Source organism: Halorhodospira sp. 9621 (assembly GCF_022228055.1).
Classification (GTDB): Bacteria; Pseudomonadota; Gammaproteobacteria; order Nitrococcales; family Halorhodospiraceae; genus Halorhodospira; species Halorhodospira halophila_A.
Genome location: NZ_JAJNRD010000014.1, coordinates 22,963 through 37,076 on the forward strand (window position 1 = coordinate 22,963; position 14,114 = coordinate 37,076).

Annotated in this window: 9 protein-coding genes; 7 read left to right on the forward strand and 2 right to left on the reverse strand. The window is 70.9% G+C overall.

The genetic code is table 11. The features are described 5' to 3' along the window. Positions 1-5 precede the first annotated feature (5 nt). Positions 6-4,052: a chemotaxis protein CheB gene (locus tag LRF89_RS08105; RefSeq protein ID WP_238636883.1), complete on the forward strand. Its 4,047-nt coding sequence runs from the start codon at positions 6-8 to the stop codon at positions 4,050-4,052. A 7-nt stretch (positions 4,053-4,059) separates the two neighbouring features. Here the strand turns inward: LRF89_RS08105 and cysB are convergent, their stop codons facing one another. Both cysB and LRF89_RS08115 read right to left on the reverse strand, forming a co-directional pair. After that, positions 4,060-5,046: an HTH-type transcriptional regulator CysB gene (cysB, locus tag LRF89_RS08110; protein ID WP_201169288.1), complete on the reverse strand. Its 987-nt coding sequence runs from the start codon at positions 5,044-5,046 to the stop codon at positions 4,060-4,062. An 89-nt stretch (positions 5,047-5,135) separates the two neighbouring features. After that, positions 5,136-6,356 (reverse strand): YeeE/YedE family protein, encoded by a 1,221-nt coding sequence (locus LRF89_RS08115; RefSeq protein ID WP_238636884.1) that lies wholly within the window; start codon positions 6,354-6,356, stop codon positions 5,136-5,138. A 285-nt stretch (positions 6,357-6,641) separates the two neighbouring features. Between LRF89_RS08115 and LRF89_RS08120 the strand changes: the two genes are divergently transcribed. The 6 genes from LRF89_RS08120 to LRF89_RS08145 all read left to right on the forward strand — a co-directional run bounded on the left by LRF89_RS08120 (position 6,642) and on the right by LRF89_RS08145 (position 14,077). Continuing rightward, positions 6,642-9,104, forward strand: coding sequence for a sensor domain-containing protein (locus LRF89_RS08120; RefSeq protein ID WP_238636885.1), 2,463 nt, complete (start codon positions 6,642-6,644; stop codon positions 9,102-9,104). A gap of 97 nt (positions 9,105-9,201) precedes the next feature. After that, complete coding sequence (locus LRF89_RS08125) at positions 9,202-9,945, forward strand: beta-phosphoglucomutase family hydrolase (RefSeq protein ID WP_238636897.1); 744 nt, start codon at positions 9,202-9,204, stop codon at positions 9,943-9,945. Between the two features lie 19 nt (positions 9,946-9,964). Beyond that, positions 9,965-10,747, forward strand: a complete 783-nt coding sequence (otsB, locus tag LRF89_RS08130; RefSeq protein ID WP_201169306.1) for a trehalose-phosphatase — start codon at positions 9,965-9,967, stop codon at positions 10,745-10,747. A gap of 13 nt (positions 10,748-10,760) precedes the next feature. Continuing rightward, positions 10,761-13,184: a glycoside hydrolase family 65 protein gene (locus LRF89_RS08135; RefSeq protein WP_201169308.1), complete on the forward strand. Its 2,424-nt coding sequence runs from the start codon at positions 10,761-10,763 to the stop codon at positions 13,182-13,184. 69 nt (positions 13,185-13,253) lie between these two features. After that, complete coding sequence (locus tag LRF89_RS08140; RefSeq protein ID WP_238636886.1) at positions 13,254-13,751, forward strand: NfeD family protein; 498 nt, start codon at positions 13,254-13,256, stop codon at positions 13,749-13,751. Between the two features lie 122 nt (positions 13,752-13,873). Next, positions 13,874-14,077, forward strand: coding sequence for a hypothetical protein (locus LRF89_RS08145; RefSeq protein ID WP_238636887.1), 204 nt, complete (start codon positions 13,874-13,876; stop codon positions 14,075-14,077). The last annotated feature ends 37 nt before the right edge of the window (positions 14,078-14,114 follow it).

Sequence of the window (14,114 nt, forward strand, 5' to 3'; positions counted from 1 at the left end):
CCGACGTGCGTGCGCAAGGATTGCCGCCCGCCGAGTCCCCTCCCGCGCCCTTTATCGTGGGCGTTGCGGCCTCGGCCGGGGGGCTGGACCCCCTCCGCGGCCTGCTCCGCGAGCTCCCGGGCGATCTGGGTCTGAGCATCGTCATCGCCCAGCACCTCTCCCCCCACCACCGAAGCATCCTCACCGACCTGCTCAGCCGCGAGACCGCGCTCAGCGTCCACACCGCCGAAGACGGCGATCAGCTGGCCCCGGACACCGTTTACGTCACCCCGGCCAATAAGGACATCACCATCTCCAGGGGGCGCATTCTGCTCACCGAGCCCCCGGACCCGGTGCGACCGAAGCCCTCGGCGGACCGCCTCTTCCACTCCATGGCCGAGGCGTACCACGAGCTGTGCGCCGGGGTGGTCCTGTCGGGCACCGGTACCGACGGCGCTGCCGGCACCCGCGCCATCAAGGCCGCCGGCGGTGCGGTGTTTGCCCAGGAGCCGGCCAGCGCCGCCTACGACGGCATGCCGCGGGCCGCGCTGCAGACCGGGTGCGCGGACAGCGTGCCGGACAGCCGCGGGCTGGCCGAGCGCCTGGCGCGCCTGGCCCGCGGCGAGCCGGCCGACGACCGGGAGCCGGCGCTCGGCGACGCCCTGGAGCGCATCGGCCAGCGCGTCTACCGCGAGCGCCAGATGGACCTCGGTGCCTACCGGGAGGCCACGGTGCAGCGCCGGCTGCAGCGGCGGCTGGTGGCCACCGGGGCACGGGACGCCGCGCACTACGAGCAGCTGCTCCAGACGGATCCGGGCGAGGTGGACCGGCTGATCCGCGAGCTGCTCATCTCAGTGACCGCCTTCTTCCGGGACCGCGAGGCGTTCCAGGCTCTGGAAACCGTCATCGGCGAGCTGGCCCGGCAGCGCTCCGAGGACGCCGAGCTGCGCATCTGGGTACCCGGCTGCGCCACCGGCGAGGAGGCCTACTCCATCGCCATCCTGGTCCAGGAGGCCCTGGCGCAGCACGAGATCACGCGCCCGGTTCAGATCTTCGCCACGGACCTCGACGAGGAGGCGCTGACCGAGGCCCGCAGCGGGATCTACCCCGCCGGGGCGGTGGCCGACCTGCCCGGCGCCTGGCTCGAGCGCTATTTCGTGCGCGAGGGCGATCGGGTGCGCGCCGCCAAGCCGCTGCGCGACATGATGGTGTTCGCCCGGCAGGACCTGCTCAACGACCCGCCCTTCACCCGCCTGGATCTGATCAGCTGCCGCAACCTGCTGATCTACCTGCGCCCCGATACGCAGAAACGGATCCTGGAGCTGTTCCACTACGGGCTGCGCCCGGGCGGGCACCTGTTCCTGGGGCGGGCCGAGGGGATCAGCGGGCGGGAATACCTCTACACCGCCATCGACGGGGCGCAGCGGCTCTACCGCAAGCGCAACGATGTCCGTGCCACCCCGCCGAAGTTCGGCAACGGCGGCCCAGCCCCGGAGCGCAGCAGCCCCCCAACGCCGGCCGCGTCCAGGCGCACGCAGATGGATCAGCGCATCGCCGAGGGGCTGCAGGAGCTCTTCGCGCCGGAGCACGTCGTGGTCACCGCCGCCGGGACGGTGCTGCGCAGCCGTGGTGCGGGCAACTACATGCACTTGCCCGACGGCGACGCCAGCCTGAGCGTCCAGGCCCTGATCCGCGAGGAGCTGCGCTCGGAACTGATCACCCTGCTCAATCGCTGCCACCGCGAGGGCCACCCGCAGATGGGCACGGCCCTGCGCCTGCGCCCGGAGCTTGAGTGGGTGCGCCTGCGGATCACCCCGCTGCCGGCGGCCACCGACGAGGGCTCGGTCTGCTACCTGATCCTCTTCGAGCGCGGTGCCTACGAGGAGCCGCCGCCGGAGATCGCCGAGGGCGACGAGCGGACGCAGCGGACCGTCGACACCCTGCGCGGCGAGCTGACGGCCACGCGGGAGCACCTGAGCGTCGTCACCGAGGAGCTGGAACGGGCCAATGAGGAACTGCAGTCGACCAATGAGGAGCTGCAGTCCTCCAACGAGGAACTCCAGTCGACCAACGAAGAGCTGGAGACGAGCAACGAGGAGCTGCAGTCCACCAACGAAGAGCTGACCACCGTCAACGAGGAGCTGAACCGGCGCAGCGAGGAACTCAGCGAGGCGTACGACGACCTCGCCTCGGTGATGGACAGCCTCAGCGAGGGGCTGGTGGTCTTCGACGCCCACGCACGGATCAAGCGCTTCAACGCCGCGGCGCAGTCCCTGCTGGAGCTGCAGGAGGACTGGCTGGAGCAGCCGGTGAGCATCCTCTCCGGGCAGCTCGGGCTCTACGACTGGGGCGACCGCGTCCAGCGGGTCCTGCGCGAGGGCGACACGCTGGAGGAGTGGCTGGATTGCCAGGGGGAGCACCACCTGCTGCGGCTGCTGCCCTACTGGAGCCGCGCCAGCCGGCTGCAGGGCTGCATCCTGCTGCTGGTCAACTACACCAGCGTCGTGCGCGCCGAGACCCAGGTCCGCCTCCAGGCCCAGGCCCTCGATGCGACTTCCGAGGGCGTGGTCGTCGCCGATGCCCAGGTCCCCGGGCTGCCGGTGACCTACTGCAACCGATCGTTCAAGACCCTCACCGGCTACGAGCCGGAAGAGGCCATCGGCCACAACTGCCGCTTCCTGCAGGGGCCGGACACGGACCCCGCGGACGTGGACACCCTGCGCGCGGCCCTCTCCCGCCAGGAACCGGTGAGCGTGGTCCTGACCAACTACCGCAAGGACGGCTCCCCGTTCCGCAATTACCTGCGTATCGACCCGGTCCGCAACGCCGCCGGGACGGTGACCCACTTCATCGGCATCCAGGGCGACGTCACCCGTCAGGAGGCCTACCAGTCGGAACTCCTCGCCGCCAAGGCGGAGGCCGAGCAGGCCAGCCAGGCGAAGACGGAGTTCCTCTCCTCGATGAGCCACGAGCTGCGCACGCCGCTCAACGCCATCGTCGGCTTTACGCAGCTGCTCGCCGAGCACTCGGAGCCCTCCGCCGAGTCGCGGCAGCGCTACTACGGCGACATCCTCAGGGCGGGCTGGTACCTGCGGGATCTGATCAACGATGTCCTGGATCTGGCGCGGATCGAGGCCGGGGAGATGCACGTCGCGCCCACCGCCGTGCAGCTGTGTAGCGTGGCGGAGGACTGCCTGGCGGTGTGCAGCGGGGACGCCAGCGAGCACCGGATCGCCCTGACCGCCGAGGTCCCGGACGATCTCTGGGTGCAGGCCGACCCCATGCGACTGAAGCAGATCCTGCTCAATCTGCTCACCAACGGCATCAAATACAACCGCCCCGGCGGCACCGTGCACCTCGATGCCCGCCCGGAGGCGGACGGCGACGCGGTCTCCGTGGTGGTCAGCGACAGCGGCATCGGCATCCCGCCGGAGAAGCGCGAACGGCTCTTCCTGCCCTTCGACCGGCTGGACCAGGACCGCGGTACCATCGAGGGGACGGGCATCGGCCTGCTGATCGCCCAGCGCCTGGCGACGTTCATGGCGGGGACCCTTGCGCTGCTGGACTCCAGCCCCGAGCGGGGCAGCCGCTTCCAGCTGCGCCTGCCCGCGGCGGACCCGCCGACCGAGGGGGCCGCCAGGCCGTCCCGTGCGGCGGAGTCGCCCATGGCGGACCATCCCCCTATCCGACCGGTGCGCATCCTCTACGTGGAGGACCAGTTCCTCAATCGCCTGCTCGTGCGCGGTCTGATCGACAACCGCAGCGACGCCGAACTCACCGAGGCGGAGGACGGCGCCTCGGCGCTGGGCATCGCGGCGGAGCAGGCCTTCGATCTGATCCTGCTCGACCTGCACCTGCCGGACATGGACGGCTTCCAGGTCATGGAGTCACTGCGCGGGCAGGGGATCGCTCCGGCGGTGCCGGTGGTCGCGGTCAGCGCCGACGCCCTGCCCGCCCAGCGTGAGCGCGCCGCGGAGCTGGGCTTCAGCGAGTACCTGGTCAAGCCGTTCCGGATCCAGGATCTCGAGCGGCTGATCCGGACGGTCGGCGCAGGGTTCGCCGACGAGGCCTAAGCCGACGTCAGGGAGAACCCGCGTCCAGCGCGGGATCCAGCGCCTCGAGCAGCGCCCGGCGGGCCTCCGGCGTACGCGCCCGGATCGCCTGCTCGACCACCTCTTCGGTCAGGTGCGGCGCGAAGAGGTGGATGAAGGCGTACATGAAGCCGCGCAGGTGGCTGCCGCGGCGGAAGCCGATGCTCGTGGTGCTCGGGGCGAAGAGGTGGCTGGCGTCGCGGGCCACCAGCCCCTCGTCGGCATCGGGGTCGAAGGCCATGCTGGCGATAATCCCCACCCCGACCCCCAGCTGCACGTAGGTCTTGATCACCTCGGCGTCGGTGGCGGTGAAGGCCACCTCCGGCGCCAGCCCGGCGCCCTGAAAGGCCTCATCGAGCTGCGAGCGCCCGGTGAAACCGAAGACGTAGGTGACCAGCGGGTGGGCCGCCAGAGCCTCCAGGGTCAGCGGCTCCGCCTCGGCCAGCGGGTGGTCGGCGGGGACCACCACGCTCCGGTTCCAGCGGTAGCAGGGCATCATGACCAGATCCTCGAAGTGCTCCATGGCCTCGGTGGCGATGGCGAAATCCGCCTCGCCCCGGGCGGCGAGCTCGGCGATCTGCATGGGCGTGCCCTGGTGCATGTGCAGGCTGACATTGGGATAGCGGGCACGGAAGCGCTGGATGACCCGCGGCAGGGCGTACTTGGCCTGGGTCTGGGTGGTGGCGATGGTCAGCTGGCCACGCTCCTGGCCGGCGTAGTCGGCGGCGATGGCGCGGATGTTGCGGGCTTCCTCGAGCAGCCGGGCGGTGGCCTCGATGATGCGCTCGCCGGCCGGCGTCAGGTGGGAGAGGCTCTTGCCGCTGCGCACGAAGATCTGGACGCCGAGCTCATCCTCGAGGGCCTGGATCTGCTTGCTCACCCCGGACTGCGACGTGTACAGGGCGTCCGCCGCCGCCGAGATGTTCAGGTTGCGGTGAACCACCTCGTGGATGAACTGCAGTTGCCTGAGCTTCATGGCCGTCCCTCGTGGCGCCTGACGATCGCGGGCCGGCCCCGCGTCGTCACCGGGCCGGCCCCTTCCCAGCGTACACCCGCGGACTCCGCTCAGCAGGAGGCGGGCTGGCGCGGCTGCCGCGACTCCTCGCCGAAGAACCAGGGCCGCAGGCGCACCCCGACCACGTTGCCGAGGAAGGCGAAGATCAGCCACACCCAGCCGTGCAGGCTGCCCGAGGCGATACCGCCGAAATAGGCGCCGATGTTGCAGCCGAAGGCCAGCCGCGCGCCGTAGCCGAGCAGCAACCCGCCGATGATCGATGCCGCCAGGGCCCGCGGCGGGATACGCAGGCTCGGCGCCAGCCGCCCGGCGAGCACCGCAGCGAGCAGCGCGCCGAGGATGATGCCGAAGTTCACCACCGAGGTGGCGTCAGCCAGCACGCTGGCCTCCAGCGCCCGGGCGTTGCCCGGCAGCTGCCAGTAGCCCCACTGCGCCACCTCGATGCCCACCGCCTCGAAGCCCTTGGCACCCCACAGGGCGAAGGCGGCGGTGATCCCCCAGGGCCGCCCGGAGAGGATCAGCGTCAGCGCGTTGAGCACGGCCAGCGCCACCGCCCCCCAGACCAGCGGCCAGGGGCCACGCAGGAACCGTTGCCAGCCGGCATGCTCAGCGGCCGCCGGCTGTTCCAGCGCGCCGTGGCGGCGGCGTTCGAAGTACACGGTGCCGGCGTGGATGGTGGCGAACAGCGCCAGGCTCAGGGCCAGGCCGCCGGTCACGCCCAGCCCCTCGACCACCGAGACCGCCTCGAAGGCCGGCAGATCCCACCACCAGTCCACGTGATGGGTGGCGATCACCGAGCCCAGGATGAACCCGAGCAGCGTGATGACCATCCGGGCATTGCCACCGCCGACGGTGAACAGCGTCCCCGAGGCGCAACCGCCGCCGATCTGCATGCCGAGGCCGAAGAGGAACGACCCCACCACGACGGCCACGCCCACCGGGAAGACGTAGCCGCTGAGCTCGTTGCCGAACGCCGACCCGGCATCGAGCAGCGGGAAGAAGAGCAGGACCGCCACCGCCAGCATGATCATCTGCGCCCGCAGCCCGCGACCGCGGCGCTCGTTGATGAACACCCGCCAGGCGGCGGTGAACCCGAAGGCGGCGTGGTAGAGCACCACGCCCAGCGCACCGCCTACGATGAGCAGCGCGGCCTGCGTGGGGCTGATGAATGCCCCAAGGTAGAGCGCCCCGACGGCAAGCAGGCCGAGGCTGGCCCAGCCGGCGATCGGGGCCGCACTGCCCCGCGCGGTCAGGGTGATGGATGACGACATGGTTGCCTCCCGTCTCGATAGGTACCGGCCCCGCCGGATCCGGGGCCGTCTGAGTCGAGAGGCTACGCCGCGCGCAGCAGCGCCGTGAAAGGACGCTTCGGCCTATGCATATTCCGCTGCGGCGGTGACACGCGGCAGCGCCCCGCCCCGGAGACCGTGTCAAGACAACCGCAGCGATCGGATTGCCGCACCCGGGCATTCCCCTGTTTCGTCGATGTGATAGCGTATCAACATCACGGATCGCCGGGTTCCTGGCCCGGCACTGGCACCAGCGAGGAACCGCCCTTGCCGAGCGGTCGGAACCCCCAGCATCAACGCAGTGCCGTCCTGGCAACCCCGGTGACCATCGCCGCCCAGGGGGCGGAGGCGTGCGACTGGCTGCGCGCCCTGGACGCCCTCTCCGAGCCGGTGTTCATCCACGACGAGCACTACCGCATCCTCGCCGCCAACCGGGCCTATGCCGAGCGGGCCGGGCTGGCCCCGGAGGAGTTCCGGCTGCGCCCCTACTGGGAGGTCTTCCCCCGCCGGGACGGCCCCTTGCCCAGCTGCCGCGCCGCCATGGAGCAGGGCCGCTGCGGCGAACGCCGGGGCAGCGGCGAGATCACCGAGGAGCTGGCCCTGCCCACCGGCGAGATCCTCATTTCGCGCTCGTTCGCCGTCACCGACGCCGAAGGCCGCTACAGACAGTCGGTGCACATCCTCGAGGACATCACCGAGCAGCGCCGGCGCGAGCACCGGCTGAGCGTCGCCGAGTCCCGCGCTCGCGAGCGCGAGCACCAGCTCGACCGGGTCCTGAGCAACACCGCCGAGGGCATCCTGGTGGTGGATGACCACGGGCGGATCGTCTACGCCAACGCCACCGCCGGCACCCTCACCGGCCACCCGCCCGCCGAGCTGATCGGCCAGGTCTTCGGCTTCCCGGTGGCGACCGGAGCGCCCCAGGAGATCGAACTGCGGACCGGCGAAGGCGGCAGCCGGATCGTCGAGATGCGGGCGCGGACCATGCGCTGGGAGGGCGATCCGGCCTTCGTCCTCAATCTCCACGACGTGACCGAGCGCAAGCGCGTCGAGCGCGAGCTGCGCCAGGCGGCCATCGTCTTCGAGGAGGCCCGCGAGGGGGTGATCATCACCGACGCCGAGGCCAACATCGTCGCCGTCAACCGGGCCTTCACCCGCATCACCGGCTACGAGGAGGACCAGGCCCTCGGCCGCAACCCCCGCTTCCTCGCCTCCGGCTTCCACAGCCAGGCCTTCTACGAGGCCATGTGGGAGGCAATCCGCAGCCACGGCTACTGGACCGGCGAGATCTGGAACCGCCGCAACGACGGCACCACCTACGCCGAGCTGGCCACCATCCGCGAGCTGCGCGACGAATCCGACCACCCCACCCACTACATCGGGGTGTTCTCGGACATCTCGCGGATCAAGGAGTACCAGAGCCAGCTCGAGCGGGTCATGCATCTGGATCCGCTCACCGAGCTGCCCAACCGCCTGCTCTTCCAGGACCGCCTGGAGCAGGCCCTGCGCCAGCACCAGCGCCAGCGCCGGCGCGGCGGCGACAGCACGGTGGCGGTGCTGATCGTCGATCTGAGTGATTTCCGCGCCGTCAACGACAGCCTCGGCCACGCCATCGGCGACCGCACCCTGCGGATCATTGGCGAGCGGCTCGACGCCGCCGTGGGCGACTCGGCCACGGTGGCACGGCTCAGCGGCGACGAGTTCGGCGTGCTGCTGCCCCAGCTGGTCAGCACCGACGATGCCGCCGGCACCGCCGAGCGGCTGATCGCCACCGCCGAGGCACCGCTGGAGATCGAGGGCCACCAGATCCCCATCACCCTGCGCGTCGGCCTGAGCACCTTCCCGGACCAGGCCCAGGGCGCCAGCGTACTGCTCGAGCAGGCCGACGCCGCCATGTACGAGGCCAAGAGCGAGGGCGTGGGCTACCGCTTCTTCAGCGAGGAGCTGACCGAGCGCGCCCGCGAGCGCATCGAGCTCGGCGCCGAACTGCGCCAGGCCCTTGCCAGCGACACCCTGGACCTGCACTTCCAGCCCCAGGCGGACCTGGCCAGCGGGCAATGGATCGGGCTCGAGGCGCTGTTGCGCTGGCCGCACCCGGAACGCGGTCCGATCTCGCCGGCGCGATTTATCCCGGTGGCCGAGCACGCCGGTCTGATGGGCCAGCTCGGCGCCTGGGTTCTGCGCCGTGCCTGCCGGCAGTACCAGGCTCTGCTCCGCAACGGGCGGGACTGGGGGCGCCTGGCGGTCAACATCACCGCCCCCGAGCTCGCCGAACCCGGTTTCGTCGGCCGCGTGCTGAGCACCCTGGACGAGACCGGGCTGCCGCCCGAGCGCCTGGAGCTGGAGATCACCGAGAGCCTGCTGGTGAACACCGACACGCGGGTCATCGCCCGCCTCGACGAACTGCGCCGCCACGGCGTTCGCGTGGCCGTGGACGATTTCGGCACCGGCTACTCGGCGCTCAGTTACCTCAAGGATCTACCCGTGGACCGGCTGAAGATCGACCGCTCCTTTGTCGACAACGTCGATCAGCCCTCCCGCGGGGCGACGATCACCCGGGCCATCCTCGCCCTCGGCCACAGCCTGGAGCTGGAGGTGATCGCCGAGGGCATCGAGACCGTGGCCCAGCGCGACGCCCTGCTGGAGGCCGGCTGCCTCCAGGGCCAGGGCTACCTGCTGGCGCGACCGGCGCCGCTGGAACAGCTCACCCCGCCCGACCCGCCCTCCTAGGCTTCCGGTCCACGGTTCGCGGCACCGGACGGGGATGACGACGGGGTCACGCATAAGGCCTTGCACAACCCGAAGGAGGTGCGCCAAAGTGAACCTAATGGATCCGTCAGCCGTTGACATCGCCGATTACCAGGCCGCCATCTTCGACATGGACGGCGTGGTCACCCGTACCGCCACGGTGCACGCCCGGGCGTGGAAGGAGATGTTCGACGCCTTCCTGCAGGCGCATGCCGAGCGAACCGGCACCCCCTTCGCCCCCTTCGACGAAGAGACCGAGTACTGGGAGCACGTCGACGGCCTGCCGCGCCAGGAGGGCGTGCGCCGTTTCCTGGCCGCGCGCGGCATCGACCTGCCCGAGGGCGAAGAGGACGACCCACCGGAACACGACACCATCCACGGCCTGGGCCGCCGCAAGGACGCACTGATCCAGGCGGTCATCGAGCGCGACGGCGTGGAGGTCTTCCCGGACTGGCTGGAGCGGGTCCGGCAGTGGCGGGCCGCGGGGGTGCGCACGGCCATCGTCTCCTCGAGCCGCAACTGCCGTCGGATGATCCAGGCCGCCGGAATCGAGACCCTGTTCGACGCCCGGGTGGACGGCGAGACCGCCCGCGAGCTGGGCCTGCGTGGCAAGCCGGATGCCGACATCTTCCTGGTCGCCGCCGAGCGGCTGGGGGTGGCCCCGGGACAGAGCGTGGTCTTCGAAGACGCCATCTCCGGCGTCCAGGCCGGCGCCGCCGGGCCCTTCGCCCTGGTGGTGGGCGTGGCCCGCCACGACAATCACGATGTCCTGCGTGCCCACGGCGCCGACGTCGCCGTGGCGGCGCTGACCGAACTGAGCTGAGCCACAGGAGGCGCAAGCGATGCAATCCCCCCCGGAGCTGTTCGAACCGGCGGTGCTCGATGAACTGCGCACGCGCATGGAGGGGCGGAGCACGCCGCTGTTCCTCGACTACGACGGCACCCTGACGCCGATCGTCGACGACCCGGCCGAGGCGCGGCTGGATCCGGCCATGCACGCGGCGCTGGAGCAGCTGGCCGCCCGCCACACCGTGGCCCTGGTCAGCGGCCGCGACCTGCAGGCGCTGCAGGCGTTCGTCGGTCTGGAGTCGGTCTATTACGCGGGCAGCCACGGCTTCGAGATCGTCGGCCCCGGCGGCGTACACCGCTGCAACGAAGAGGCCGAGGCCGGCCTGGACGCCCTGGCCGCGGCGGCCGAGGAACTCGACGACGCCCTCGCGGCGGTCGAGGGCACCCTGCTCGAGCGCAAGCGCTTCGCCCTCGCCGTGCACTACCGGAATACGCCGGAGGATCAGGTCGAGCGCGTCCGGGCCGCCGTGGACGGGGTGCTTGAGCGCCACCCGCAGCTGCGCTGCGGGCCGGGCAAGTGCGTCTTCGAGCTGCAGCCGGACGTCGCCTGGGACAAGGGCCGCGCGGTGCTCTGGCTGCTTGAGGCGCTGTCGCTGAACAACGGCGACACCCTGCCCATCTACATCGGCGACGACTGGACCGATGAGCACGCCTTCCGGGCCCTGGAGGGCCGCGGCGTGGGCATCTTCGTCGGCGAGCCCGACCGCGCCACCGCCGCCGACTACCGGCTGGCCGACGTGGCCGCCGTCCGCCAATTCTTCGAGCAGATGCTGTGAAGGGGCTTCAGCGATGACGCTACCGGAGACCGAAGGCTGGCAACTGACCTACCAGGGCTGGCTGCCCGAGGAGCAGCAGCATCGCGAGGCGATCTGCGTGCTGGGCAATGGCCGTTTCGCGACCCGCGGCGCCTTCGAGGGGGCTGCCGCCGGCGACATCCACTACCCCGGCACCTACATGGCCGGCGGCTACAACCGGCGCACCAGTCTGGTCTCCGGCCGCGAGGTGGAGAACGAGGACTTGGTCAATCTGCCCAACTGGCTCTGCCTGAACTTCCGCCCGGCCGAGGGCGACTGGTTCGACTTCGACGGCGTGGAGTGGCTGGACCACCGGCAGACCCTGGACATGCGCCACGGGGTGCTGACCTGGCACCTGCACTTTCGCGACCCGCACGGGCGCGAGACGCGGCTGACCAGCCGGCGGCTGGTGCATATGGGCGACAGCCACCTGGCCGCGCTGCACTGGGAGCTGGAACCGGTGAACTGGACCGGCGCGCTGCACATCCGCTCAGGGATCGACGGCGGCGTCGAGAACCTCGGCGTGGCCCGTTACCGGGCCCTGGAGACCCGCCACCTGGATGTCCTCGCCACCGAACGCTGCAGCGACGAGGCGGTCATGCTGCGCAGCATGACCAATCAGTCGCGCATCGACCTGGCCCACGCAGTGCGCACCCGGGCCTGGCAGGCCGACGGCCGCGGGCCGGAGCACCGCGAGCGGCTGGAGACCGACGACTACATCGGTGACGACCTGACCCTGCAGGCCGAGCCGGGGCAGCCGATCCGCGTCGAGAAGGTCGCCGCCTTCTACAGCGGCCGGGACCGGGCCATCTGCGAGCCGGGCATCGATGCGGCATCCGCGGTGGAGCGCGCCCCGGCCTTCGACGAGCTGCTGCGCACCCACGCCAAGGCGTGGGAACGCTACTGGCGCGGCTGGGACGTGACGCTGCATACCGACAACAACGGCGAGGCCGAGGAGCAGACGGTCCTGCGCCTGCACATCTTCCATCTGCTGCAGACCACCTCGCTGCACACCACCGATCTGGACGTGGGCGTTCCGGCGCGCGGCCTGCACGGCGAGGCCTACCGCGGGCACATCTTCTGGGACGAGCTGTTCATCCTGCCGCTGCTCAATCTGCACAGCCCGGAGATCAGCCGCGCCCTGCTGATGTACCGCTACCGCCGCCTGCCCGAGGCGCGCCGGGCGGCTGCCGCCGAGGGGCTGCGTGGGGCCATGTACCCGTGGCAGAGCGGCAGCAGCGGCCGCGAGGAGACGCAGACCCTGCACCTCAACCCGGCCTCGGGGCGCTGGCTGCCGGACAACACCCACCGCCAGCGCCACGTCAACGCCGCCATCGCCCACAACATCTGGCGCTACTATGAGGTCTCCGGCGACACCGACTTCATGGCCTTCGCCGGCGCCGAGATGATCCTGAGCATCGCCCAGTTCTGGGCCAGCCTGGCCACCTACAACCCGCAGCGCCAGCGCTACGAGATCCGCGGCATCGTCGGCCCCGATGAGTTCCACACGCGCTATCCGGGCAGCGACGAGATCGGGCTGGCCAACAACGCCTACACCAACGTCATGGCCGCCTGGTGCCTGCGCATCGCCCGCCAGGCCCTGGAGGTCATCGGCCCGACGCCACGCAGCGAGCTCCTCGACCGGCTGGCGATCGACGAGGCGGAACTCACCCGCTGGCAGGAGATCAGCCAGCGGATGTTCATCCCCTTCCACGGCGACGGCATCATCAGCCAGTTCGAGGGCTACGACCAGCTCGAGGAACTGGACTGGGCCGGCTACCGCGAGCATTACGGCAACATCCAGCGGCTCGACCGGATCCTTGAGGCCGAGGGCGATGACGTCAACCGCTACCAGGCGAGCAAGCAGGCCGACCTGCTGATGCTCTTCTACCTGTTCTCCCGGCAGCAGATCGAAACCCTGTTCGCCGACATGGGCTACGAGCTCGACGCCGAGGCCATCCCGCGCAACATCGCCTACTACGAGGCGCGCACCTCCCACGGCTCGACGCTGAGCAACATCGTCCACTCGTGGGTGCTGGCCCGCTCCGACCGGCAGCGCTCCTGGGATCTGTTCGGCAACGCGCTGATCAGCGACCTGGGCGACATCCAGGGCGGCACCACCAAGGAGGGCATCCACCTCGGGGCCATGGCCGGCACCGTGGACCTGGCGCTGCGCGGCTACACCGGCATGGAACCGCGGGACGGCATCCTGTGGCTCGATCCCATGCTGCCCGATGGGCTCCACGAGGTGGAGCACAAGATCCATTATCGCGGCCACTGGATCCACCTGGTGGTCAATCACACCCGGCTCACCCTGCGCCTGGAGGAGGGGCCGTGGCCGCCGGTGCGCATCGGCTACCGCAACGAGGTCCACGACCTGCACCAGGGCGAGACCCTGGAGCTGGCCTACCAGCGCTGATGGCGGCGGGGCTGGCCTCCCGCCGCCCGGCTCGCTACCTTGGGGATCCGGACCCTGCGCGGAGGCCCCATGGACCCGATGAACGACCCGCAATCGGTGTGGACGGTATGGCTCACCCTGGCGGTGGTGCTGCTCGGCGTCGAGATCCTGCTCGCCGGCGGTGGCGCCGGGGTGCTGCTGGCCCTGGCGGTAATGGCCTTCGCCGGCATGGCCATGGCCCTGCTCGGCGCGCCGCTGGTCGCGCAGATCGCCGTGGCCATCCTCGCCGGGCTGGCCTCGCTGCCGTTCATGGTCTGGGTCTTCCGGCGCATGGGCCGCGGCGGCGGCCCGCCCTCAGCGGATGACAGTGCCCTGCGCCGCACCGCCTTCGAGGCCTACTACGACCTGCGCGGCCACCTGCGCGTGCGCGCCTTCGGCGACCACCTGATGGCCATCCCCGACCCCTCCGACGACCCCGAGATCGCCCCGGGCAGTGCCGTGCGCATCGTCCGGCTGGAAGGCACGCGGGCCATCGTCCGCCCGGTGGACGCCCCGGTCGGCGCACGGCTCGACGACGCCGAGGCCTGACGGCGAGCGGCAGGCCCTTCCGGGCGGCGGCCGTGAACCCGAGCCGGGGTGGCATTGTCCCAATCGCCAGGCGCATGCCAGCGTCTGCACCATGGAAATGCACCAATCAGGGGGAGTCACCCATGCCCTACAAGCTTGGAATCATCGCGCTGTTCGCCCTGCTGCTCGGCGCCGGCTGCGCCGGCACCGGCGACGAACCGGAGCCTGCCGAGGACCCGTGGGGCGAGCCGGAACAGCAGGAGCCGGCACCCGCACCGGAGCCGCAGCCTGAGCAGGAGCCGATGCCTGAGCAGGAGCCGGCGCCCGAGGGCGATATGGGCTGGTAACCCGCGGGGGGGGCGGGGACCCGGTATGCGGTTCACG